26 protein-coding genes are annotated in these 24,884 nt (G+C 41.3%); 13 read left to right on the top strand and 13 right to left on the bottom strand.

What is annotated here, in order from left to right:
- Positions 1 to 5: 5 nt before the first annotated feature.
- The 7 genes from HOP08_11375 to rodA all read left to right on the top strand — a co-directional run bounded on the left by HOP08_11375 (position 6) and on the right by rodA (position 8,548).
- Entirely contained in the window at positions 6 to 806 is an 801-nt protein-coding gene (locus HOP08_11375; GenBank protein NOT75524.1) for an amidohydrolase, read from the top strand.
- Positions 807 to 953: 147 nt separating this feature from the next.
- Positions 954 to 2,480: a bifunctional phosphoribosylaminoimidazolecarboxamide formyltransferase/IMP cyclohydrolase gene (gene purH, locus HOP08_11370; protein ID NOT75523.1), complete on the top strand. Its 1,527-nt coding sequence runs from the start codon at positions 954 to 956 to the stop codon at positions 2,478 to 2,480.
- Between the two features lie 607 nt (positions 2,481 to 3,087).
- Positions 3,088 to 4,113 (top strand): rod shape-determining protein, encoded by a 1,026-nt coding sequence (locus tag HOP08_11365; GenBank protein ID NOT75522.1) that lies wholly within the window; start codon positions 3,088 to 3,090, stop codon positions 4,111 to 4,113.
- A 4-nt stretch (positions 4,114 to 4,117) separates the two neighbouring features.
- On the top strand, positions 4,118 to 4,948 hold the full coding sequence (mreC, locus tag HOP08_11360) for a rod shape-determining protein MreC (protein NOT75521.1): 831 nt from the start codon (positions 4,118 to 4,120) through the stop codon (positions 4,946 to 4,948).
- Positions 4,945 to 5,457: a rod shape-determining protein MreD gene (gene mreD, locus HOP08_11355; protein ID NOT75520.1), complete on the top strand. Its 513-nt coding sequence runs from the start codon at positions 4,945 to 4,947 to the stop codon at positions 5,455 to 5,457. The genes mreC and mreD overlap by 4 nt, the downstream gene beginning before the upstream one ends.
- Complete coding sequence (locus HOP08_11350; protein NOT75519.1) at positions 5,454 to 7,277, top strand: peptidoglycan glycosyltransferase; 1,824 nt, start codon at positions 5,454 to 5,456, stop codon at positions 7,275 to 7,277. The genes mreD and HOP08_11350 overlap by 4 nt, the downstream gene beginning before the upstream one ends.
- Positions 7,274 to 8,548, top strand: a complete 1,275-nt coding sequence (rodA, locus tag HOP08_11345; protein NOT75518.1) for a rod shape-determining protein RodA — start codon at positions 7,274 to 7,276, stop codon at positions 8,546 to 8,548. Before HOP08_11350 ends, rodA begins: the two co-directional genes overlap by 4 nt.
- A 4-nt stretch (positions 8,549 to 8,552) precedes the next feature.
- On the opposite strand, the gene HOP08_11340 is transcribed toward rodA, so the two are convergent.
- Positions 8,553 to 9,662: a hypothetical protein gene (locus HOP08_11340; GenBank protein NOT75517.1), complete on the bottom strand. Its 1,110-nt coding sequence runs from the start codon at positions 9,660 to 9,662 to the stop codon at positions 8,553 to 8,555.
- 32 nt (positions 9,663 to 9,694) lie between these two features.
- Between HOP08_11340 and HOP08_11335 the strand changes: the two genes are divergently transcribed.
- Positions 9,695 to 10,018, top strand: a complete 324-nt coding sequence (locus HOP08_11335; GenBank protein NOT75516.1) for a (2Fe-2S)-binding protein — start codon at positions 9,695 to 9,697, stop codon at positions 10,016 to 10,018.
- Between the two features lie 3 nt (positions 10,019 to 10,021).
- Here the strand turns inward: HOP08_11335 and HOP08_11330 are convergent, their stop codons facing one another.
- The 3 genes from HOP08_11330 to HOP08_11320 form a co-directional block, all read right to left on the bottom strand.
- The gene (locus tag HOP08_11330; GenBank protein ID NOT75515.1) at positions 10,022 to 10,582 is read right to left on the bottom strand and encodes a peptide deformylase; all 561 of its coding nucleotides are present in this window, start codon (positions 10,580 to 10,582) and stop codon (positions 10,022 to 10,024) included.
- 64 nt (positions 10,583 to 10,646) lie between these two features.
- Complete coding sequence (gene ruvX, locus HOP08_11325; protein NOT75514.1) at positions 10,647 to 11,060, bottom strand: Holliday junction resolvase RuvX; 414 nt, start codon at positions 11,058 to 11,060, stop codon at positions 10,647 to 10,649.
- 30 nt (positions 11,061 to 11,090) lie between these two features.
- A complete protein-coding gene (locus HOP08_11320) occupies positions 11,091 to 11,849 on the bottom strand; it encodes an iron-sulfur cluster repair di-iron protein (GenBank protein ID NOT75513.1) in 759 nt (252 codons plus the stop codon).
- Between the two features lie 113 nt (positions 11,850 to 11,962).
- On the opposite strand from HOP08_11320, the gene HOP08_11315 reads away from it, so the two are divergent.
- On the top strand, positions 11,963 to 13,600 hold the full coding sequence (locus HOP08_11315) for a S41 family peptidase (GenBank protein NOT75512.1): 1,638 nt from the start codon (positions 11,963 to 11,965) through the stop codon (positions 13,598 to 13,600).
- A 135-nt stretch (positions 13,601 to 13,735) separates the two neighbouring features.
- On the top strand, positions 13,736 to 14,929 hold the full coding sequence (locus HOP08_11310; GenBank protein NOT75511.1) for a homogentisate 1,2-dioxygenase: 1,194 nt from the start codon (positions 13,736 to 13,738) through the stop codon (positions 14,927 to 14,929).
- An 8-nt stretch (positions 14,930 to 14,937) separates the two neighbouring features.
- On the opposite strand, the gene HOP08_11305 is transcribed toward HOP08_11310, so the two are convergent.
- Positions 14,938 to 15,801, bottom strand: a complete 864-nt coding sequence (locus HOP08_11305) for a bile acid:sodium symporter family protein (protein ID NOT75510.1) — start codon at positions 15,799 to 15,801, stop codon at positions 14,938 to 14,940.
- 78 nt (positions 15,802 to 15,879) lie between these two features.
- Here HOP08_11305 and HOP08_11300 point away from each other — a divergent pair, with 78 nt between their 5' ends.
- The 3 genes from HOP08_11300 to HOP08_11290 all read left to right on the top strand — a co-directional run bounded on the left by HOP08_11300 (position 15,880) and on the right by HOP08_11290 (position 17,699).
- Positions 15,880 to 16,329, top strand: a complete 450-nt coding sequence (locus tag HOP08_11300) for a thioesterase family protein (GenBank protein ID NOT75509.1) — start codon at positions 15,880 to 15,882, stop codon at positions 16,327 to 16,329.
- A gap of 4 nt (positions 16,330 to 16,333) precedes the next feature.
- Complete coding sequence (locus tag HOP08_11295) at positions 16,334 to 17,200, top strand: helix-turn-helix transcriptional regulator (protein ID NOT75508.1); 867 nt, start codon at positions 16,334 to 16,336, stop codon at positions 17,198 to 17,200.
- 82 nt (positions 17,201 to 17,282) lie between these two features.
- Complete coding sequence (locus HOP08_11290) at positions 17,283 to 17,699, top strand: ester cyclase (GenBank protein NOT75507.1); 417 nt, start codon at positions 17,283 to 17,285, stop codon at positions 17,697 to 17,699.
- Between the two features lie 5 nt (positions 17,700 to 17,704).
- On the opposite strand, the gene HOP08_11285 is transcribed toward HOP08_11290, so the two are convergent.
- The 8 genes from HOP08_11285 to HOP08_11250 all read right to left on the bottom strand — a co-directional run bounded on the left by HOP08_11285 (position 17,705) and on the right by HOP08_11250 (position 24,879).
- On the bottom strand, positions 17,705 to 18,280 hold the full coding sequence (locus HOP08_11285) for a phosphoribosylglycinamide formyltransferase (protein NOT75506.1): 576 nt from the start codon (positions 18,278 to 18,280) through the stop codon (positions 17,705 to 17,707).
- A gap of 13 nt (positions 18,281 to 18,293) precedes the next feature.
- Complete coding sequence (locus HOP08_11280) at positions 18,294 to 19,127, bottom strand: geranylgeranylglycerol-phosphate geranylgeranyltransferase (protein ID NOT75505.1); 834 nt, start codon at positions 19,125 to 19,127, stop codon at positions 18,294 to 18,296.
- Between the two features lie 63 nt (positions 19,128 to 19,190).
- Positions 19,191 to 19,682 carry a DUF1990 family protein gene (locus HOP08_11275; GenBank protein ID NOT75504.1) on the bottom strand — a complete coding sequence of 164 codons (492 nt, stop codon included), beginning with the start codon at positions 19,680 to 19,682 and terminating at the stop codon, positions 19,191 to 19,193.
- 82 nt (positions 19,683 to 19,764) lie between these two features.
- Positions 19,765 to 20,955 (bottom strand): hypothetical protein, encoded by a 1,191-nt coding sequence (locus tag HOP08_11270; GenBank protein ID NOT75503.1) that lies wholly within the window; start codon positions 20,953 to 20,955, stop codon positions 19,765 to 19,767.
- A complete protein-coding gene (locus tag HOP08_11265) occupies positions 20,952 to 21,782 on the bottom strand; it encodes a GMP synthase (protein NOT75502.1) in 831 nt (276 codons plus the stop codon). The genes HOP08_11270 and HOP08_11265 overlap by 4 nt, the downstream gene beginning before the upstream one ends.
- A 17-nt stretch (positions 21,783 to 21,799) precedes the next feature.
- Positions 21,800 to 22,897, bottom strand: coding sequence for a carboxylate-amine ligase (locus tag HOP08_11260; protein NOT75501.1), 1,098 nt, complete (start codon positions 22,895 to 22,897; stop codon positions 21,800 to 21,802).
- Positions 22,898 to 22,922: 25 nt separating this feature from the next.
- A complete protein-coding gene (locus HOP08_11255) occupies positions 22,923 to 23,942 on the bottom strand; it encodes a hypothetical protein (GenBank protein NOT75500.1) in 1,020 nt (339 codons plus the stop codon).
- A gap of 7 nt (positions 23,943 to 23,949) precedes the next feature.
- Positions 23,950 to 24,879: an alpha/beta hydrolase gene (locus HOP08_11250; protein ID NOT75499.1), complete on the bottom strand. Its 930-nt coding sequence runs from the start codon at positions 24,877 to 24,879 to the stop codon at positions 23,950 to 23,952.
- Between the last annotated feature and the right edge of the window lie 5 nt (positions 24,880 to 24,884).

Here is a 24,884-nt window from a genome sequence, read left to right as displayed (position 1 = left end):
CTACTATGAAAGATCTTTCCATAAGCATTATTCAATCACCTCTTCACTGGGAAAACCAAGTGGCCAATCTTGCTATGTTTGAAGAGAAGATATGGAAAGTTGAGAAATCGACTGACGTGATCATTCTGCCGGAAATGTTCTCAACAGGATTTTCAATGAATGCACCAGCATTGGCGGAAGTCATGAATCAACACACCTTCAAGTGGATGAAGCAAATGGCCAATCAAAGTGGCGCACTTATCATTGGAAGCTTTATAGTGAAAGAAAATGGAAATTTCTTTAATCGATTGCTTTGGATGGAACCCGGCGGAAATTTTAATACCTATGACAAGCGGCATCTGTTTCGTATGGGGGAAGAGAACACAGTTTACTCTGCGGGGAAAAATAAATTCATAGGTCAATGGCGAGGATGGAACATCTGTCCGCTGGTATGCTATGATCTTCGTTTCCCTGTCTGGAGCCGTAATACATGGAACAAGGGTGAAAATAAAATGGAGTACGATCTTCTGATCTATGTTGCCAACTGGCCGGAAGCCCGTGTATCTGCGTGGGATGCCTTACTTCGGGCCCGCGCTATAGAAAATCAATCCTATGTTGTCGGTGTAAATCGGATAGGCAGCGATGGAAAAGAAATTCCCTACAGCGGACATTCTGCTGTCATTGGCCCAAAAGGTGAAACACTTTACTCTGCTGAAGAAGCTGAGACGATCAACACACAGATCTTAAGTGGGAAGGCTCTTAAAGAATACAGGGACAAGTTTCCGGCTTATCTGGACGGAGATAAGTTTGAGATTCAGCAAGATTGAATCTGAATACATTTCTGTTACCGGGTAATACAAGTGCATCCGTTTGAATTATCAAGGAATGGGATGTATTAAATCAACGGAAATCTGCCAGGGAAATGAATCCCTTCTGCCGGAAATCCTCTTAGTTTTGCACCTTAATTTTTCCCTATGTCTACCCGCAAAATCACAAGAGCCTTGATTTCCGTTTTCTATAAAGACAATCTGGAACCTATCATTCAGACTTTGGCTCAGCATGGAGTTGAATTTGTTTCTACCGGAGGCACCCAGGACTTTATTGAAAAGTTAGGCCATAAAGTTACTCCTGTCGAAAAGCTTACTGGATATCCTTCCATTTTCGGTGGTCGGGTAAAAACACTTCATCCTGCAGTTTTCGGTGGAATTTTATATCGGAGAGAAGATGCCACTGATGTGAAACAGGCTTCCGAGTATAATATTGGGCCACTTGATCTTGTAATTGTTGACTTATATCCCTTTGAGGAAACTGTTTCAAAAGGTGGGTCGGAAGATGATATCATTGAAAAGATAGACATCGGTGGAATTGCCCTCATTCGTGGTGCTGCCAAAAATTTTAATGATGTCTTGATCGTTTCTTCAAGAAATCAGTATGCGGAAGTTCTTGATCTATTGAAATCAAAGAATGCAAGTTCGGAACTCAGCGACCGGAAACATTTCGCAGCCATGGCATTTGACGTCACGTCTCACTACGACGGTGCGATCTTCAATTACTTTAATCAGGAACAAAACATACCAAGCTTTAAAGCAAGTGTGCAAACCGGCAAAACACTTCGCTATGGTGAGAACCCTCATCAGAAAGGTGTTTTCTATGGTGATCTCGACGCAATGTTTGAGCAGTTAAATGGAAAAGAGTTATCCTATAATAATCTTGTAGACGTTGATGCTGCCGTAAATCTTGTTCAGGAGTTCAAGGATGAGACAGCTTTCGTAATTATCAAGCATACAAATGCCTGCGGTGTGGCAACTGGCAGCTCAATAAAGGAGGCGTACCTGAAAGCTTTCGCCGCTGATACCATTTCTGCATTTGGCGGCGTACTTGCTGCCAACAAGACTATTGATTTAGCGGCCGCTGAGTCGATTAACTCACTCTTTTTTGAGATCCTCATTGCCCCCTCCTATACAGAAGATGCTCTAGCCCTTCTCAAATCAAAGAAGAACCGGATTCTCCTGACCCAAAAGCAACCGGTTACAAGTACCAAACAAGTTAAAAGCCTCCTCAACGGAGTAATTCAACAGGATAATGACTGGAAAACAGATTCCAAGGAAGATCTTAAAGTCGTCACAAAACGGTCCCTTACAGACTCTGAGGAAAAGGCTCTTCTGTTTGCCAGTAAGATCTGCAAGCACACCAAGTCGAATACAATTATCCTGGCGGTGGAGGGTCAATTGCTGGCCAGTGGGGTGGGCCAAACGAGTCGCGTTGACGCATTGAAGCAAGCGATCGAAAAAGCCAGGGAATTCGGCTTCTCACTGGAAGGTGCAGCGATGGCTTCCGATGCCTTTTTCCCATTCCCGGATTGCGTCGAAATAGCCCATAAACATGGCATAAGGGCCGTTATTCAGCCAGGTGGATCCATCAAGGATCAGGATTCAATTAACTATTGCGATCAGAATAATATGGCGATGGCCTTCACTGGTTTCAGGCATTTCAAGCATTAATAGGATCGGAGGCAACTCACCGTGTGTTTTAAAACACCCTATAAGTAGAGGGGTTCACGAATTAGCATTCATTGTTCTGAACCTGATTTGGGCATAATCGATAACATTTGCAGGCCTGAAATCAGCTAAATCGCCCAGGCTGGATCTGGTTTGAACTTAGTTAGAACCTAGTTAAGACCTAGTTAGAACCTAGTCAGAACCTAGTTAAGACCTAGTCAGAACCTAGTATGGACCTGGTAGTGCATTGAAAACACTCTGAAATATCTCACTGAACTGACTATTGAGACCCATGTGGTTGATGTCCTAAGCCAAAGTATCGTTGACCTGGGACAAAACCGTGATGACTCTGATAAGAAATCCACCGGCTTACAAAATACTTTCAAACTTGTAACATCTCTCAAAAGAGGATACTTGTTTGTTATCTCTACTTCGTGAATAGCCTGTCGAAACCGGTGTCATTCCGGCGATCAATAGGATTAAAAAATCTCTTTTAATCACTCTTAAAAAACTAATATCGAAAAAGCTCCTAACCTCCATCAAATCACCTGATTATTTACGTAATTTTGTTGCGATTTTTAACAGCATTCAACGGAGGATATTATAACGAATGGGACTTTTCGATTTCTTCACCAGTGACATTGCGATTGATCTGGGTACAGCAAACATCTTAATCATACATAAAGACAAAGTGGTAGTGGACGAACCCTCCATCATTGCTCTTGACAAACTCACAGGCAAGGTACTTGCCATCGGTCGGGAAGCCATGCAGATGCATGAGAAGACCCATGACAACATTAAAACGATTCGTCCTTTAAAAGAGGGTGTTATTGCCGATTTCCATGCTGCAGAGATGCTGTTACGTGGCATGATCAAGATGATTGATACAGGCCGTCGCCTTTTTCCACCTTCCCTTCGAATGGTTATCTGCATCCCCTCTGCTATCACAGAAGTAGAAAAGCGTGCTGTGCGTGACTCTGCTGAGCATGCAAATGCAAAAGAAGTATATATGATCCATGAGCCAATCGCTGCAGCTATTGGAATTGGTATTGATATTGAACAACCGATCGGAAATATGATCGTTGACATCGGTGGGGGTACAACTGACATAGCAGTCATTGCTCTTTCCGGTATTGTTTGTGATCAGTCTATCCGTATTGCAGGAGACACTTTTAACCGTGACATTCTGGATTACATGCGCCGCCAGCATAATCTGCTTATCGGAGAAAGAACAGCAGAGCGTGTGAAGATCGAAGTAGGTTCGGCATTGACGGAGCTCGATGACGGTCCGGATGATTATGAAATCCGTGGTCGTGATCTTATGACCGGCATTCCTAAAACTATTAAAATCTCTTACAGCGAAGTTGCCTTTGCTCTTGATAAATCTATTTCCAAGCTTGAAGAAGCCGTATTGAAAGCACTCGAGCTTTCACCTCCTGAACTTTCTGCTGATATATATGAGCGCGGAATTTATCTCACCGGTGGTGGTGCGATGCTTCGCGGTCTGGATAAGCGTCTTTCTTTAAAAACAAAATTGCCGATACACGTTGCTGATGATCCATTGCGTGCTGTTGTGCGTGGCACAGGAGCCGCTCTGAAGAATCTGAACCATTATCGCAAAGTATTGATGACATGATTTCATGCAGCGATTACTTAACTTTTTCTACGAGTACAGGGCTTTCTTTACTTTTTTATTCCTAGAACTTTTTTGTGCCTGGTTATTGGTTCAGAATAATCAATACCAGAGCACAAAATTTTTCAATTCATCCAATCGCCTCGCCGCAGGTCTTCTTGGTTTCTCTCAAAGCACCCGTGAATATTTTTCCCTTCGTCAAATAAATGAAGAGTTGGGGCGTGAAAATGCTCAGTTAAGAACCCAGTTGGAAAGGCAAGCCCAACCCACTGGAACCACCGTTGTAAAAACGGATAGCCTGATGGTCCGCTATGATTTTGTCAGTGCAAGGGTGATCAATAATTCTGTGGCACAATTCAAAAACTATATTACCATTAACCGGGGATCAGATTCCGGAATAAAGCCTGGAATGGCCGCTATCAGCATTTCAGGGGCTGTTGGGAAGGTAAAATCCGTGTCGGAACATTTCTCGGTTCTCATCTCTATTCTGAATATTGATGAGCAGGTTTCCAGCGTTCTTAAACGCACTGCGAATTTCGGAACCACTCAATGGGACGGAACAGATCCACGAATTGCAAACATGCTCTATGTGCCAAGACACGTCCAGCCCGTTGTTGGTGATACCGTTGTCACCTCGGGATATAGCGGAGTATTTCCTCCTGGAGTATTGATTGGAATTGTGAGTGAGGTCAAATTAAAAGAGGAGGCTTTGTTTTATGATATCCGCGTGGAGCTCGCTCAGGATTTTAGAAGATTATCATTTGTGAAGATCATCAAGAGTCAATTGAAATCAGAACTTGATTCATTGGAGAAAACAACTGTAGGAATACCGAAATGAACCGCTCTGGAATTTTCGTTGGAATTTATTTCATCCTTTACCTGCTGGTTCAGGTGATGTTGTTCAAACAATTGGTTTTATTCAACACTACTTTTTGCTTTCTGTACGTCGCCTTTATTCTACTTCTTCCTATTGAAACGAATGTGCTGATCCTGATGGGCATTGCGTTTTTCCTGGGATTTATGATCGATGTCTTTTATGATAGCCTTGGATTACATGCTTTCAGTCTTGTCTTCATTGCGTACATAAGAAACTACTGGTTAGGAACAATCACTCCTCAGGGTGGATACGATGCGGGTGAAGGTCCAACACTCGCTGTGAATGGCCTGCAATGGTTTATGGTTTATTCTGTGCCGCTGGTATTTGTACACCACTTTGTATTGTTCTTCACAGAAGCCGGTGGATTTGGAATCTTCTGGTTCACGATGTTGAAAGTGATCACGAGTGTGACATTCACCATGATCGTTATTTTATTTTTGCAATATTTTTCTTTTGACAGAAGACGATGAACGAAGGAAGAAAAGAAATTTTTCAAATTGCAATTGTGCTGATCAGCGTAGTATTCCTGGTCAAGCTTTTCTTTATTCAGGTGCTGGACAGTCGTTATGCGGAGTTAGCCGATAGTAATGCCATTTTACCTCAGGTCGAATATCCTTTTCGCGGTCTTATCAGTGATCGTAACGGAAAGCTGATTGTTTATAATACACCAGAATACAAACTTGATGTTCTTTTAAAAGATGTCAAGAATTTTGACTCTGCAAGATTCTGCGAAGTCTTTCAGATGTCACAGGAGGATCTGAAAAAGAAGTTTAAGGAGATGAAAGCGAGGAAGGAATATTCCCGATACAAGCCAACTCTCTTTCTCGATCAGCTTTCCAACACTGACTTTGCAAGAGTTCAGGATTATCTTGATGAATTCCCTGGATTTTATGTTCAGGCACGTACCACCCGGGCTTATTCTTCAAAAGCATTGGCAAACGCATTGGGTTATGTAAGTGAGATCAGCAAGACCCGTTTGGAGAATGATGCTACCAAAATTTATCGTCAGGGTGATTATGTCGGACAAAGTGGAATTGAGGCGTTCTATGAAGAACAGTTGCGTGGAAAAAGGGGTGTACGCTTCAAATTGCGCAATGTAAAAGGTATTGTAAAAGGCTCTTTTAAAGATGGCGCTTATGATACTCTTTCCGTACCAGGGCAAAATTTAACTACTGGTATCGATCTCGATTTGCAGCAATATGGTGAGTTTCTCATGGAAGGTCTTGCAGGAAGTGTGGCCGCAATCGAACCTTCTTCAGGTGAGATTCTTGCATTAGTATCAGGACCATCTTACGACCCAAATCTGCTCACTGGAAAAGAATACAGTTCTAATTTCAGATTGATCAGCAGTGATACTCTCAAGCCATTATTCAATAGGCCGTTAATGGCTCAGTACAGACCAGGATCCATTTTTAAAATTGCTCAGGCAATGACCGCCCTGCAAGAAGGCGTTATTACTCCCGAAACCAGAATCCGATGTGATCGATCCATCATTGGTTGTCACGGGGCTCATTCAAATGAAGACCTTCGTGGCGCGATTACAAACTCATGCAACCCATACTTTCATAATGTCTTAAGAAGAATGCTCAATCAGGGAAAGATCAACGATCCATTTAAGGATACACGCATTGGTCTCGCTGAGTGGGATAAGCATATCATGAGCTTTGGCTTTGGCAAACCTTTGGGCATTGATCTTCCAAATGAAAAAAATGGAAACATTCCGACTCCGGAATATTATGATCGCGCCTACAATAATCGTCCATGGAAATTCTCAAATATTTATTCCATCGCAATTGGTGAAGGAGAAAATCTTGTGGTGCCCTTGCAGATGGCAAACTTTGCGGCAACAGTAGCAAACCGTGGATTTTACTACACTCCGCACATTGTGAAGACCATTGGTAAAGAAGGCAAGCCTCTTCCAAAATATACAGAGCGTCATTACACCACCATTGATTCTGCTAATTTCCTGATCGCTATTGATGCCATGCAAAATGTGGTGGAGTCAGGAACAGGACTTCGCGCAAAGCTCAAGGATATTATTGTCTGTGGGAAAACAGGGACTGTACAAAATGATCCTCTTCCTTCTCACGGTGTATTCATAGCATTCGCACCACGTGATAATCCAAAAATCGCAATCTCTGTTTACGTTGAGGATAACGGGCAAGGTGGTCGTGCTGCTGCCTCCATTGCTTCCCTGATGATTGAAAAATATTTACTGGGTCACACTGAACGTCCCAACATTGAACAGTATGTGAAGGCCGGAAAATTTCTTGATGTAGTTAAACATTGAAAAGAGAAGATAACATATCGGGTAGTCTTGATTGGCCCACCATTGGTCTTTACATGGCCCTGGTGTTATTGGGATGGATCAACATCTATGCAGTCGTGTATGATGAAGGGGTTCATCAACCCATTTTCAGTCTTGACCTGAATTCCGGGAGGCAGCTGCTTTTCATTCTTGCTTCTTTCATTATCATCGCCGGCATTGTTATTCTTGATGTCAGGTTCTATGAAACTTTTGCTTACGTTTTGTACGGAATTATTGTCGTCATGCTCTTTCTGGTACCGATCGTTGGTAAAGAAGTTGGTGGAAATAAAGCATGGCTTGGGGTGGGGTCATTTGGAGTACAGCCATCAGAGTTTGCAAAGTTTATCGTCACCCTGGCGGTAGCCAAATACATTGGTTCTGTTGGCTTTAGAATGGACAATTTGCGCAATCAGGCCTTCCTTTTTGGAATGATCGGTATACCGATGTTCCTGATCCTGCTGCAAAAAGACACCGGAACAGCACTAGTTTTTACTTCTTTCATTCTGGTATTCTTTCGCGAAGGCATGTCGCCATTCCTGATGATTGTCGGCATCTGTGCCGCAACAATTTTCGTTCTTACGCTTCTCATTCCGAATCAGCTTTACTTGCACGCTGCTATTATTGTTATTCTGGCAATTTTAATTGGCTTTGGAAAAAAGAAGTTAAAGCGCATTGTGCTCCTTACGATTGGCGCCATTGTGATCATGGGTGTCATTGAGAGTGTTGACTATGTGATCACAGATGTATTGAAGCCACATCAGCAGAATCGTGTCAAAGCGCTTATCAATCCCGATGCTGATCCTCTTGGCTATGGGTGGAATGTCACTCAATCAAAAATTGCAATTGGAAGCGGTGGATTCTTCGGCAAGGGATTTTTAAAAGGGACACAGACAAAGTTTGATTTTGTTCCTGAACAAAGCACTGATTTTATTTTCTGTACAATTGGTGAGGAGCACGGCTGGCTGGGAAGCCTGATCGTAGTGTCCCTATTCGTTGTGCTTTTAATGAGAATCATTTTTATTGCTGAGCGACAGAAAAGCAGGTTCGCCCGTGTCTATGCATATAGTGTCGCGAGCATTTTCTTTTTTCACTTTGCGGTAAATATTGGAATGACGATTGGATTGTTTCCTGTTATCGGAATTCCTCTCCCCTTCTTCAGTTACGGTGGATCATCCTTATGGGGATTTACAACCCTGCTATTTATTCTTTTGAAGCTGGACGCTCATCGTGGTCAGATGCTTCAGCGTCTTTAGACTGTCAGGCAAATCGTCTTTCCACCAGTTCTATAAATTCCTGGTATTCCTCACTTTCTTTGCTCCACTCTGGATAATTATTTGTGAGGTAGGAATTAGCCTGGGATAGATTATCCAATTCATCAAGTCTGTCAACAGCAGCGGAGAATAATTCAAAGTCACCATTAAAAAGAATTTTGGTGAACATGAATTTCTGATTGATCGTGAGGATGTCCTTGATCTTCTTCCTTTTCTGAAAGTCTTCTACCAAAGAAGTCTGGGTGCTTTTAGGTAACTGATCTATTAGTGCCGACGCAGAAACCTGCTGAGGCTTAATCTCTTCTTTCCTTGGCGCTTCCTTCACGGCCTCCACTTTGACTGGTTCCGTTTTTATTGAAGGCTGTACAGGTTTCACCTCTATTTTAGGAATCTCCTTCTTTTCCGGCTCAATCTTTGGAATGTCAGATTTTACATGAGGCGGTGTGTGAATCGTTATGGTTTTCTTATCATAAAGCTTTTCAACATCCAAGGGAGTGATGGTAGAGAATTTCGTGACGTACGCATCAATTTCCTCTGGGGTGAAATTTACTTCCTCCAGGATCCGATCCAGCAAAGCAAATGCTTCGTTACCAGAAATTGTGGAGAGTTTTTTCTCATCCAGTGTCTTCAACAGATTTTGAAGTGGTGTATTGTTGATCTTCACATACTTCACTTCATTCTTTAAATCCTCTATTTTCAACTGACCACCAAGGCCATTGTCCAGGGTTTCGGAATAAAAATCATAAGGATCCAGAATGAGAAACAAAGTCTGATGAACAGCTTTCTTCAGCAACGGCTGGAAGTTTTCTCTTGAAATTGAAATATGATTTGATAAAAGGTTTTGAAACTTTGATAATGATTCTGCAACCTGAGGAGCAGAATAATCAAAGAAAGGACTTCTGAGTTTTTGAAGTTCATGCTTCCAGACATGGAGAAGTTCGCGTATGATGAATAGATTGATCTGATGAACATCGCATACTTTGAGGATCTCAGCCCCTGTGATTTTCTCTTTAGAAGAAAAGAAAGAAGCTGTTACCTTAGAGGCGTAGTCGTCACTGTAATCCTCCAGGGCCTTTAAACTGATTTTTTCATCCATGCGGCAATCCGGGTAAGAATATTTTTTGAACGATGGTAAAGATAATCATAGAAAATCTCGGACAAAAAGAAGTAGAAGTGCGGGAGCTTAATAAAACAGCCCTTTATCACTTCCAAACCAACTATATCGATTGGATGCACGAATGTGGCGGAAAGGGCAGATGCACCACCTGTAAAATGGCAGTTCGGCAAGGCATGGAAAACCTCAGCGGAATTACCCACGCCGAAAAAAAGTATAAAGAAGAAGGTCTTTTAAAGGAAGGCGAACGCCTTGCCTGTCAGGTGCGCGTCAATGGAGATCTTACTATACAGGTTCCGGACGAATCCAAGCTTCGTCATATCCAATACACACAGTAAGAATTACTTTTTCAATGGAGCAAGAATGCGGTATTCAGTATCCACATCTCCCTTGCTGATGTTGGTGAGTTTGCCTTTCAGCATGCGTTTCTTCAAAGGTGAAAGATAATCAACAAACATTTTACCATTCAGGTGATCATATTCATGTTGAATGATGCGTGCTTTCATTCCATCATAGTCTTCTGTCTTTTGATTCCACTCTTCATCATAATAGCGGACCTTTAATTTCTCAGGACGGTTAACATCTTCACGGATATTGGGAATGCTGAGGCAACCTTCTTCGAAAGGCCACTCATCACCTGTTTCCTCCAGGATTTCAGGGTTTACAAATATCTTTTTGAAAGCGGTCATATCATCGTCAACATCTTCCAGTGTTGTACCATCCACTATGAAAATACGGATGCTCTTTCCAATTTGTGGAGCAGCAAGACCTATTCCATGAGCCGCGTACATTGTTTCAAACATGTCAGCCGCAAAAGCTTTGATGTCCATTGAACCCTTTTCTACTTCTTTTGCACGTTTTCGCAAAACCGGATCTCCGTACATAACGATGGGGTAAACCATTTTTCAGTGAGCTGATGAGTCACAAAGGTAGAAAAAAAGTGTTGAGGTGATGAAGGCCCGTAATCTATTTTGGGGAGTTCATGTAGGACTGGAGGATCAGTGTGGCGCTGATCTTATCGACATTCCCTTTTACCCTGCGTTCCTTTTTTTTCATTCCGCCATCAATCATGGTTTGAAGTGCGATCGAGCTTGTGAATCTCTCGTCAATGAGGGCAACGGGTTTATCTGGAAATTTCTGAGCCAGCAATTCCATTAATTTTCTGACATGAGGAGTCATGTCAGTATCTTCATTATTAAGGCGTTTAGGCATTCCCAACACTAATTGATCAACGACTTCCTTTTTAAAATAGTCTTCCAGAAATTTTATAAGGCCGGGGCTTTCCACTGTTTCCAGTGAGGTTGCAATGATTCGATTAACATCCGTGACAGCGATGCCAGTACGTTTCAATCCGTAATCGATTGCCAGAATCCTTGCCATTAAGATTTTAAATTAAGAGAATTGAGTCAATCAATTGAACTTGATCTTCTCCATGAATGAAGTCTTGATCTTGTTCTCCAGCATCATTGCTTTCGGGAAAAGAATTTCATTCTCAATCCTTGCATGAACCTGCAGACTTTTCTCAAGTTCGGTGAGTTCGGTGTAAATCACGCGCACATGAAGTGGTGTGTGAGCGTCAACATTATAATCCTGTGTGATCTTACGAATGCCTTCCATCTCATCATCGTGAACTTCATGCTCAACAGCAAAGCGCTGAAGAGAATGTCGTTCCATCATATAGAATAACTTCGATGGATTATATTTTCCCCTATCCGTTTTGTCCAAAAACTTGATGTATCTGAAAAGCGTGGCCTCTTCTTCATAGATATGATGAACAAAATCTTCCACAAAAAGAGGAAAAAGAGTTTTCAGATCTTTTGAAATCGATTCATAGGATGAATGATCTGCTTTAAAGCTTTCCACTAATCTTGAGATATAGGGAAGTTTTCTTTTTATGAAAAGAAAGTGTGCGTGCTTAAGGTATTCGATGATCAGATCGATCGGATATGAAAGCAATGGAAGGCTTTCCTCAGAAAGAGCATGAGTAGGCGATTCCAGCTGGCGGACCACATGATCCAGTTTCAGTCCCCTGAGATGACAAACCTCCTCAAGCGTCTTTTCGGAATACTCATAGAACCGTATACCGAAATAATACAGCACATAGGCCCTGACATTGTCCTGCTCGACAAGGTCAGCGATTCTCCTATTTCTAAGCCCGGTTTTTTCCATGGAAGGGTAAATATAAAAATAGGGCCGCCCTTCTGCAATATTCATTCTGGGCCAGTTTCCTCGAATCTGAACTTTGGCGCATCTTTGACGTTCTAGAAAGGAAGTTTAATCCTATGAGCGAAGAAGTTAAAAACAACCCGCGTCAGATCGCCCTTCCACTGGTTTTATGCATTGGTTTGGCAGCAGGCGTTCTGATCGGTAGCAGCATCAATTCTACCTCTATTCAGGTACCTGGAAAATCGTCCGGAGAGGACATTCAGAAGTTCCGGGAGGTGCTGAGTCTCATCAAAAATGAATATGTCGACACGACCCAGACCGACATTCTGGTGGATGATGCTATTCAACATATGCTTGACAAGCTTGATCCTCATTCATCATATATACCCATCAGCAATAGAGTTGAAGCCAATGAGGATCTTCAGGGAAACTTTGAAGGGATAGGAATTGAATTCAGCATTTTCCATGATACACTTGTTGTCGTCTCTGCTTTGAGCGGCGGCCCGTCAGAGGCAGTTGGATTACATCCAGGAGATAAGATTATTAAAGTTGGTGACAAAGCAATTGCAAATGTCGGATTGACTAATCCACAGGTGATGAAATTGCTGAAGGGGCAGAAAGGAACAGAAGCAAAACTTGAAGTTATAAGGAAAAATGTAAAAGAGATTCTTAAGTTTTCAATCATACGAGATAAGATTCCTCAACATTCAATGGATGTATCTTATATGATTGACAATGAAATAGGATACATCAAGATCAATCGTTTTTCTCAAACAACTTTTGAAGAATTTCATGCAGGACTTGAAAATCTGCGCGGCAAGGGAATGAAGAAACTTGTGCTGGATCTTCAGGGCAATCCCGGTGGATATATGAATCAGGCGATTGATCTCGCCGATGAATTTCTCTCAGAAGGTAAAAAAATTGTTTTCACAAAAGGAAAAGATTCCCGGTACAATTCGGATGCGATGTCCACTAAAAAAGGAGACTTTGAAACAGGTGACCTGATCGTTCTCGTTAATGAAGGTAGCGCATCTGCCTCTGAAATTGTTGCCGGAGCCCTGCAAGATAACGACAGAGCATTGGTCGTTGGCAGAAGATCATTCGGCAAGGGACTTGTTCAATCACCGTTTGATTTGAGCGATGGGTCGGAATTAAGATTAACCATTTCACGCTACTATACACCGAGTGGTCGTTCGATTCAAAAACCTTATGTGGATATGGAAGAGTATTCCAAAGACATGCTAAAGCGATACCGTCACGGTGAATTCTTCAATGCGGATAGCATCAAATTCAACGACTCTTTGAAATATACTACTCTCAACGGTCGTACTGTCTATGGTGGCGGTGGCATTATGCCGGATTATTTTGTTCCTCTCGATACCACATTAAACAGTCGCTATCTCAGTGAGCTTGACAGATCAAACTCCATTCAGGAATTTACTTTCACCTATGCTGATAAGAATAAAGAATCTTTGACAAAAATGGGTTACGAAAAGTATTACAGGAATTTCAATGTTGATGATGTAATCCTTCAGCAACTTGTAAAAGTTGGGGAGTCGAACAAGGTAAAACCTGATTATAAGGATATGGCAAAAAACAGAAGAGCTTTTCAGATCCACATCAAGGCTCAAATCGCCCGCAAGATCTGGGGCAACGACGGTTTCTATCCTATCTACAATCAATCCAATGAAGTTCTTGAGCAGGCAATAAAACTGTTTGATCGGATACCTGATTTGAACAGGAGCAAAATGTAATTTGACTGCATCAGCGCTTTTCGGCGTGATTGCGAATTGCTGATGCACGTAATGAAGCTTTAACAACAAGTGCCTGCTGCTAATTTGCAAGCTGATAATGTTGTTTTTCGTAGCTTCACATACTAATTCAGTCTAATTATGTATTACCATCGACTCGGAAAAATCCCACCCAAACGCCATACTCAGTTTCGTCAGCCTGACGGAAGTCTTTACAAGGAAGAAGTAGTAAGCTCAGAAGGATTTTCCGGGATCTATTCAATCCTGTATCATATCAATCCTCCGACCAGGATCAAAATGTTAAAGGATCCTGTTAAATACGGACCAAAAAAACTCGAAGAGTATGGTTTGCGTCAAACACATTTGAACACTTCGAAAGTTGGTGTCACTGGTGATGATTACCTGGATGCAAGAAAAGTATTGCTGATGAACAATGATTGTTCAATGGCAATCTGTTCACCAAAGAACAGGAAGATGGATTATTTCTACAAGAATGCTGAAGGTGATGAAGTCCTCTTCATTCATGATGGAAGCGGAACATTGATCTCGCAATTTGGCAGGATTGAGTTTAAACAAGGGGACTATGTAGTTATTCCACGCACTGTAATTTATAAACTTGAATTTAACGAGGGGCCTTTGCGGTTGCTTATCATTGAATCAACTTCTCCTGTTGAAACTGTGAAGCGATATAGAAATCAATTGGGTCAACTATTAGAACATTCTCCATACTGTGAACGAGATATCCGCCCACCCGTCGAAACACCTCCGGATACCAGCAAGGGAGAATTTTTAATGAAGATCAAAAAGCAGGGTCATTTGCATCAGTATGTCTATGATTACAGTCCCATGGATGTCGTTGGATGGGACGGATTTCTCTGGCCTTATGCATTTTCCGTTCATGAGTTTGAACCGATTACCGGACGTATTCATCAGCCGCCACCAGTACATCAGACGTTTCAGGGCCGCAATTTTGTGATCTGCTCTTTCGTACCAAGATTATTTGATTACCATCCTCTTTCGATTCCTGCGCCTTACAATCACAGCAATATCGACAGTGATGAAGTTCTGTATTATGCAGAGGGAAATTTCATGAGTCGCAGAGGCATTGAACGCGGATCATTCACCCTTCATCCTGGCGGATTGCCGCATGGACCACATCCTGGAACAGTAGAGAAAAGCATTGGCGCTAAAGAGACAAAAGAGCTGGCAGTAATGCTGGATACATTCCATCCACTGTTTCTAACAACTGATGCAGAGGAGTTTGTTGATAAGAACTATCCGATGAGCTGGACAGATCATGCAGAAGGATTTAACGAAGTGAACACACCATAATTTCCTGACTAAACCGTTTTCCGCCCGACATTCACTAAAAATCCAAAAGCAGCCGCAGTCACGAACATGATCAGGCTATAGATCGCCGGAGGTATGGACATCGAGGAATTATTGATAACATTCAGCGCAATGTAGATTGCAAGCGTTCCGTTGTGAATCCCAATCTCCAATCCAATAGCAATGGCTTGCTTCTTTTCAACTTTAAATATCATTGGTAGATAATATCCCATCAGCATACTGAGAAGATTGAAGCAAAGCACAGGCAAACCCAGTGATGCAAACATATCAGCCAATTGATTTCTCTCTTTTAAGGTTACGCTGATGATTACCAGCAATAAGAATAGTACTGAAAGGATCTTGACAGGTTTATCCATTCTGGCAGCAAATGCAGGTTTTTTGCTTCGGATGAGCATTCCTATCAATACAGGAGAAAGAACTACCGCAAAGACTTCAACAATTTTTATAAACTGCATCGGAACGTATTGATCCGAATTCATAAAATAGGAAAGAGAAAAATTCACGATCAGTGGAAGCGTAAATAATGTCAGAACACTATTGATTGCGGTAAGACTGATGTTCAGTGCGACGTCTCCGTGCGAAAGATGACTGTAAAGATTGGCGGTAGCACCACCCGGTGAAGCGGAGAGAAGCATAAGGCCTACACACAATGCAGGTTCCAGTTTAAAAACAATCACCAATCCAAAACACAGGGCTGGAAGCAATATCATCTGGCAAACCATTGCAATGGTAATTGCCTTGGGATAGAGTGTTACTCTTCTAAAATCAGCAATGGAGAGTGAAAGCCCTAATCCCAGCATGATCGTGCCGAGTGCAATAGGCATTAACGTTGTGGTCAACGAAGATTTTTCCATTTGGGTGAGGTTAGGTTATGAAAATGTAGTCAATCCGGGATACATTATAAAATCTTAACTTTCGGATGAAATTGTGTTATGCTAAACTTTTCAATTCCCATCCAGGTACGCTGGTCTGATATTGATCCCAACCGTCACCTGCGTCATTCCGTATACTATGATTATGGAGCAACGGCACGAATTGCATGCTTTTCGAATCATGGATTAACAAATTCAAAATTGGATGAATTTCGGATTGGCCCGATCGCTTTCCGCGAAGAGGCCGTATTCAAAAGAGAAATAAAATTTGAAGATCGTGTTACTGTAGATTTAGAAGTGATAAAAGCAACACGTGATTTTTCACGATGGAGTATCCGGCACCAGATATTAAAAGAAGATGGAACCTTATCAGCTCTTTTAAATTTGGACGGCGCCTGGATAGATCTCGATAAACGAAAACTAACAGTTCCGCCACCAGATGTTCAGAAAATATTTGAAGACTTCCCCAAATCTTCAGATTTCATATGGTTAGAGAAAAAAGAGAAATAGAATAATGAAAGTCATCAATCTTCCGGACGATATTTTTCCAGGCAATAAAATGCTGATGGATCCTATCCTGATTCACCATTACTCTGCTACTGTTGGATCAATGAATGGAAGAAGCGTCCTTAATAAAAATGCAATCAGTCTGGTATTGAAAGGTGAGAAAACCATGCATTTCTCACAAAAGGTGGTTAAAATTAAAGATGATGAGTTTCATTTTCTTTCTGCAGGAAATTGTCTGGCGTCCATCGATCTTTCAGGACAAGATGTTTTCACCAGCATTCTGATATTCTTTGATACAAAAGTGCTGGCTGATTTTCATGTGAAGTATAATGAGCAGATCAGTCGCATAAGGAAGAGAATCAAAATTGTGCAAGAATCTTATATTTCATTCAAGAAAGATTCTTTCGTTCTAAATCTGATCACCTCACTGCAATTATCTACTGAAGGCGGGAAGCAAATGTCTCTGCAAATGCGATTATTGAAATTTGAAGAGCTCATGCTTCACCTTTTGGAAAAATATCCGGAAACTATTCTTTCTTTTCAGATACCGGAAAAAGACGGCAACGATGATCTTACGCTAAGGAAAGTTGTGGAAACAAACGTCCTTAATCCAATCAGTATCGAAGAACTTGCCTTTCTATGCAATCTCAGTTTATCGACATTTAAAAGAAGGTTTATAAAACTTTATGGCACTACTCCAAGCAAATGGCTGGTTGGAAGACGAATGGAATTTGCAGCGAACCTGTTACAGCATCATCACGCCAAGCCGAGTGAGGTCTTTTTTAAAGTTGGTTATGAGAATCATTCAAGTTTTACACACTCGTTTAAGCAGAGCTTCGGTTTAACACCCAAAGAGTTTCAGGCAAAAAATTGAACGTTCAGGAACATTTGTTGAATCAAATGCCTTAATTCCGACAATCAGGTTGATGGTAGTTTTGTTGAAAAACAAATCAATCATGAGCACTTCAATTCAGGAAAAAAAAGAAATTGTAATTCGTTTCAATAAAGAAGTGATTGAAAAGGGAAGCATGAGCTCTTTTAATCAACTTGTTTCAGAAAAAGTAATTAATCATTCAGCACCTCCAGGAACTCCACAGGGTCCGGAAAGTATGATTTATTTTCTGTTCCACATGCTTCGGGCAGGATTCCCCGATCTCAAAGTTGAAATTCTCGATCAGGTTGCAGAAGGAGATCTCGTTACCACCAGAAAAAAAATTCATGCAACTCATCTTGGAGAGTTCTTTGGAATTGCTCCCACGCGAAAACCGGTTGTTATCGACATCATCGATATCATTCGCATAAAGGATGGAAAATATGCAGAGCATTGGGGGATAAGTAACATCTCTGACGTTGTGGCTGAGTTAGCCAAGTAACAGAATTATTTCAATATCCAGTTTTCAATCACGACAGGATAATGCTGATACTCCAGCGCATGGACTTTGTTCCCAATCTGTTCAATGGAATCGCTTGTTTCTATAGCTATGGAAGCCTGAAATAAAATTTTGCCCTCATCGAAATTACCATTAACCTCATGAATTGTAATTCCAGTTATAAATTCCCCAGCTTCCTTTACAGCATGATGTATCTTACTTCCATACATTCCCTTACCTCCAAATTTTGGCAAGAGGGAAGGATGAATATTAATAATGGGATAAGTGTTAATCAGATAATCCGGTATTAGCCAAAGAAAACCCGCAAGAACAATATGTGTTGCCTGCGCTTTCTTTAAAACATCGAGAATCATACTGCCATTTAAAAACTGAGGCTTATCAAAAATGTATGATGGCACATCGAGATTCTCAGCTCTCTGTGAGGCTTTGGCAGAAGGATTATTGCTCAGCAGAGCACAAACAGATATCTGCTCGTTCCCTAAAAAATATTTTATGATCGCTTCGGCATTGGTACCATTACCCGAAGCAAAAATTGCAATGTTAAATTTCTTTGGACTTTCCACGGCGCAAACCTAATTAAAGAAATGCCATGCTCAATACGCCGGCGATCATGATGATCTTACAAAATTGACTTAGTTGATAGAAATCTCTTCGGGTATCAGCCCGCACCAGCCAGCCAGCAAGTATTACCATTGGCACAAAAAGCGACCAAAGCAGGAATTGCAGTGGCAAGGGGGCAATCCACTGATTGAGCGCAAGCACTAAAAGGGAAAAAAGTATCAATAGGAAATAAATAAATACTTTGGTCCTGCGTATTCCCCATACAATCGGAAGAGTTTTGCATCCAAACGTATCATCTCCCCTCAAATCTTCCAGATCTTTAATGATCTCTCTTACCAGCGTGATGAAAAAAGCAAAGAGGGAGTAGATGATTGTTAGCGTCAGCAATGGAGGGTATAGAAGGTTGATGATGAAAATGGATAAACCAGTGAGAAGACCGACGGTAAAATTGCCAATGAATGGCAATCTTTTCAAGGCATTGGAATAGAGCCAAAGAGTAAAAGCACAAAAAAAATTCAATACACCAATCTTCCAGTCAAGAAGAAATCCAAGGGCAACCCCACTTACTGAGAGGATAGTATGAAATAAGATAGCATAACGTCTTTTAATAGACTTGCCTATCACAACTCTCTCAGGCTTGTTGATAAGATCAATTTTTACATCATAATAGTCATTGATAATGTATCCTGCCGCAGCAATCAACACGGTAGAAATTGATAGTTGCAGAAGTCGGAAGTCAAATAAAGAATCTGGGGATATAAGAAAGTACGCTGTGAAGTACTGAGCCAGGCCTATGATGATCAGGTTCCAAAACCGGGTGAGTACAAACAAGGAACGTAAAAGAGACATTCCGCAAAGTAATTTGAAGATTTGAAGATTCGGAAATTTACTTCTTTAAAAAACTGTAAAGGATCATCTTACCTGATCTCTCACATTATTAAGTGCCTTTTGAGTGCAGTAAGACTGATAAGGCTTTGAAAAAATTGGCTCCAATATTCTGGCTAAAAAAATCCCTGGCCGTGAAAACGTACGAATTTTGAAAAAGAGTTTGCCATTTATCTCTTCCATCGTAAACATTGATTCCCCTTTCTCTACATGACCTTCCAGGGTTTCGTAGCTGAACCCTATGCGATTAGGCTCATTGATAATTGAATTGATCCTGACTCCAAAAATTATCTTTTGCGAAAAGCCTGGTATTGGAGGAATGTAAACCTGCTGCAAAATGTTATCTCCCTCTCTCATTTTCCTATTCTCATCCTTCCATTGCGAGAGATGTGTCATAATAGTTTCCGGAAAAATAGAATAGTCAAAAAGGAAACTTGTGTCTACTTCATTTAATCGCTTTGCTGAAGACAGCCTGATCGTTGAAACACTTTCACGCAAAGTACCTTTCTCATATTCCATTACGTTTTTTGCAATGAGCTGAGATAAAAGAACCTTGAAATGGGACTGTTGGTCCGTCAGAAAAATCTTCAATTATTAAAATTTAATCTTCAAAAAATGCAACTGATCCGCCTACCCATGTCTTATCCTTATTGTACTTCACTCCGATCATCTCTCCGCGACTGAGGCGCGCGAGGTTTGTTATCAATTGAGGTCGGGGCTGTCCATCTTCCCAGATGAATAGTAAACGAATCTCGATCTTAACCATTCCATCAGGAGCTTGCAAAACAGGTTCATACTCAACCTTTCGCTGCAACATAAACTCATGTCTCTGATTTTCAGGTATCGTTTTAAGATCATCGGCTGTAACATGAAAGATCACTCCGCTTCCTGAGAATGAAAAAAGTGGCTTTAAAACGTAATTCTCAAGATCTTTTGGAAACTCCTTATAATCGGATAAAAATTTACACTCCGGAATATACTTGCTCTTGATCAGCGGCATTGTGTACTTACTGATCCGGTAAAACCAATTAGGATGACCTGCCCACTCCACATCAACATCGTCTGTCATTTTAAATGATAGCTGAAGATCTGGACGTTTTACCAACTCATCAAAAATCACACGGTTATAGATTCTTTTAATGGCAATTCTTCTACCATCCTTTATGTAGAATAATTTTCTACCCTCGCGAATAACATCACCTATATGTACAGGTTCGATGCCGGTGAAATCTTTTGTAACAAGAAAATCAATCGCTGTGTTCTGCTTTAAAGGATCAATCTCAAGGAGAATGACATTTTCGGAATCATGACCATTCAATAAAACTTTTCTGATCTTTTCGCGATACTCCTCTGATGAGAAACCAAAATGGCTTTGCAAGCGATCAGGAATATCGAAATGTTCACGGTATTTCTGTGAAATCAAATCCTGCCATCCATAGAGGGAAGGAAATCCCTGCATCTCAATCAATCTGGGCTCAAGTTCATTACCATACTTTACCACGGCAAAATCAAGCGCGAGGAAAAGAGTATGATCTGTTTCGTTTGGAACATTAAGTTCAGGAGGAAGCGCTGGTGCCGTTAGTTCCTTTACATCCTTTCTGACCAGAAAATCAATAATATCATCTGATGCCTGGATAAGTTTTTTTTTGAAATCGTGTCCGACGAATAATGGAGTCTCCGCAACCCTGAATGTGATCTTGTAATTATAAAGTGCATCAAGTTCGGCAAGAAAAGCAGCATACTTGCTTTCAGAAAAACTTTTGTTGTAAGCTGCCCGAACTTCTGGAATCATAATAGGACTGCGTTCATTTTTTTCTTAAGAGCCATTCTTAAAAAAGAAGGAACGATTGTTTTATATGTCAATTTGATTTTATCTGGCTCATTGAGATACTGAAGCATCTGATAGTATTTCTTCTCACCGTGCTTTTCAATCACATCTCTCTTCTTTTCTTCTGTGATCAGATATTTATACATACCATCAGAGTCAGCCTCAGGATGAAATTGAGCTCCGAAAATAGCTTCATCAAAACGAATTGCCATTACAGCTCTTTCCAATTCCACATGCGGTCTGTCTTTCTCTATACAAACAATCTGCCCTCCTCCAGAAATAATTTTTTCTTCACGGGGCTGTACAATCTGATACGTTCTTGAATCTACACCGTAGAAAGGATCTGGAAGGTTTTTCAATAAAGGCTCTGTCCGTCCCGACTTGGTTTTATTGATCATCATCACACCAAACGCCGCTCCTTTTCTTTTCTTCACCTGGGCGTAGTTGTAATAGCGGCAATAGATCTGGAGCGAATGACAAATCAGAAATATGGACTTTCTGTCAAATGGGTTTTGAGAATTATGCTTGCGGATTCCATCCATCAATCCAAAAAAATTTCTTTCCCAATCTGAGCCTTCACTTTCCAATGGGCTTCCCGGACCACCGGAAGAAATATATGCGTCGTAGCTAAGGTCAGCGATTTCTTTTTTTAAGCGGACATCGATTACATCATACGTCAGATTGAGACCAAAGTCGTGTTTAAACTGCTCTACCAACTGAAGAATGCAACGCATGCCTTCATTCGTCTCTCCTTCATATAAATCCAGAATGGCAATTTTAATTGAACTCATATTCGCAATTATAAAATCTAAACTCCGGCCAGTGTCTGGTCCGTGATGTAGTCAACTACTTTTTCAAGACTATGGGTCTTTTCAAATACCTGCAACTGGCGATCAGCTCCTGTTCCTTGCTGCAAGATCTTATGCACATAATTGATTGCCGGGCGACTTCCAAGATCATCCACAACATCATCAATAAAATCGAGGAGCTCAAGGATCAAAAGACGGGTATCAACTTCTGCCTGCTTTCCAAAGTCAATGAGCTTGCCGTCAATTCCGTAGCGGGATGCACGCCATTTGTTTTCACTGATAAGAGCTCTGTTGTAGACAATGAAACTCATGTTCTGCAGTCGCAGTTTATACAACTTTACTGTTAATGCCTGAAGCACAGCTGTAATCGCAATGGTTTCCTCGACATGCATTGGAACATCGCATATGCGATACTCGATTGTGTCAAAGAATGGGTGAACACGAACATCCCACCAGATCTTCTTTGCATTATCTATACACTTGGTGCGAATAAGAAGATTAACATAGTTTTTAAAATCATCCCAGTCATTAAAATAGTCGGGCAGGCCTGTGCGTGGAAACTTATCAAATACTTTTGTCCGGAAAGATTTGAATCCAGTATTTCTACCTTCCCAAAAAGGAGAATTGGTAGAAAGAGAATAAATGTGAGGAAGAAAGTACCTCACCGTATTCATGATGTGGATAGCCATGTTCTTATCAGCTATCCCTACGTGAACATGCAGTCCAAAAATGAGATTAGATCTGGCCGCTTCCTGCATTTCGTTTACAATTTCGTCGTAGCGGGGATTAGGCGTTATGAGTTGCGTGCTCCAGTGTGAGAAGGGATGTGTTCCGGATGCTCCGATCTTTAATCCGATACTTCCGGCAATCTCGGCAACCGTTTTCCGAAGCATCTTTATCTCGCTTTGAGCCTGAAATACATCCTTACAGATGCCTGTTCCGACTTCTACAACAGCCTGATGCATTTCAGCTTTTACACTGTCACCCAGCATCTGCGCAGCGATGTCTACAATTTTATGTTCATGTGACTTCAATTCCCGCGTAACGGGATCAATGACCATATACTCTTCTTCAACGCCTAAAGTGAATTTTTCCATATTCGCGCCATGCTTCTGGCAAACATTATTTCTTTGTTGACTTTTTTGCTGCTGGTTTTTCCTCTTTTGGCTCAGCCGGTTTTGATTTACCTGATTTCAAAAAGTTTGCAACACCATCGGATACAAAAGTTCCCCAGGTGAGGTTATCCTGTCCGTCCTTCTGAGCTTGTGCGCGCTCAACAGCCATCTTCGCGGCATGTTCTACTACCCATTCAAAATTTTCCTGACCCACTGAAGCAACATCCGCATCGGGTGCAGGATTGCAGAAGTCAATTGCATAAGGAACTCCATCACGGACTGCCATTTCAACTGTATTGAAATCATATCCTAATGCATTGTTAAGATCCATTACATAGTCATGAACTTTCTTTAACAATTTTTCAGAAGCTGGCCCCTTCTCGACAACATATCTTAAGTGATGCGGGTTGCGTGGCTCATATTGCATAATGCGAACATGTTTTCTGCCAAGGCAATAACATCTGAAATAATCATCAAAAATAATTTCTTCCTGAAGCATCATTACCAATTGTGCTGTCTCGCGGTAAGCTTCAAAAAATTCTTCAGGACCTCTAAGCTTGTAAACACTTTTCCAGCCTCCACCAGAGTGTGGCTTCATGTATGCTGGCCATCCAATATGTTCAAAGATTGCATCCCAACCCAAAGGAAATTTTAAATTGCTGAAAGAACCATCCTGGGTATCAGTAGGTTTCTCATGTGAAGGGAGGATAACTGTCTTTGGAACCGGTACTCCGATCTTTACAGCTAACGCGTTATTAAAAAACTTTTCATCAGCGCTCCACCAGAAAGGATTGTTCATAACGGCCGTTCCGGAGATTGCAGCATTCTTAAGATAGGCTCTGTAAAAAGGAACGTCCTGAGAAATCCGATCCAGAATCACGGAATATCCTGATGGATCTGCCTGTTGAACTTTGTCGATCATAACGGGCTCAGCCGAAATGCCTTTTATCTTAAGACTGTTAATGCGCTCAACAAATGCCTGAGGAAAGGAGCGTTCCATGCCGTGTAATATTCCGATTTTCTTCATGATGGTTTTAATTTTTTGACTTCAGTGAAATAACGATCTGTTGGAATTTTCGTGATTCGGTTAGGTTAAGATTATGTGCTGAATTAGTAAACCAAAATAAGTCCTTTTTTCCTGCTTTCAGCATTTTATAATATTCTTCTGTCAATCCTGAATGTGTCTGATAATCTCGCTTTCCCACAAAGAAGTATATAGGGCATTTGATTTCAGGTGCGACCTCAAAAAAGTTAACTTTTGAAGCTTCCAGAAATAATCCCAACCATTTCTTATCCCAGCTTTCCACAAAAGCTTTGAAAGGTGCTTTCGATCCCATTCCCACAGCCAACCACTTACGGTGATAATAAAGATCACCCACAGATTGAAAAGGGATCCTAACCATGGCAAGCTCTTTTAATTCCTGAGTATTCCCCTTGCCCTTTTCTTTCATCCATGCAAGGGAGCGTTGTTCGCTTTCGTCCTGATATACCATGGGGCTCACAGCAAAGTAAGCCTCAAACAGATCGGGATGATCCGCTGCTAGTTTAAGACCCAGAAATCCGCCCCACGAGTGACCCATTAGAAAAATTTTATCGCGACTGAATTTTAATCTCAGATAATCGACAAGCTCCCGAGCATCTTCCTCCATTAAAGCTACTGTCAAAGGTTGATTGGAGGCATTCAATTTTGCCGTGGTTCCCGCTTCACGCTGATCCCATTGTACTACGATAAAGTGTTTTTGTAAGTCATTTGTAAACTTATCTGCATAACTCATGACCGAGTTACCCGGACCTCCATGCAAAAAAAGTAAAACCGGATCGCTATCGTTAGCTCCCTTGATACTGATCCATTGTTTAATACCTCCGATGTCAACCGATGTTTGGATGTTGACCGATGCCAGCAGGAAATTGGAAGAAGCTACAAATAGGGTAAGTGAAAAAAGTTTAATAAAAATTCCTTTCACGTGGC

This window comes from Cyclobacteriaceae bacterium (assembly GCA_013141055.1).
Taxonomy (GTDB): Bacteria; Bacteroidota; Bacteroidia; order Cytophagales; family Cyclobacteriaceae; genus ELB16-189.
The sequence above is the reverse complement of the archived record's forward strand: the minus strand, read 5'-3'. Positions and strand labels throughout refer to the sequence as shown.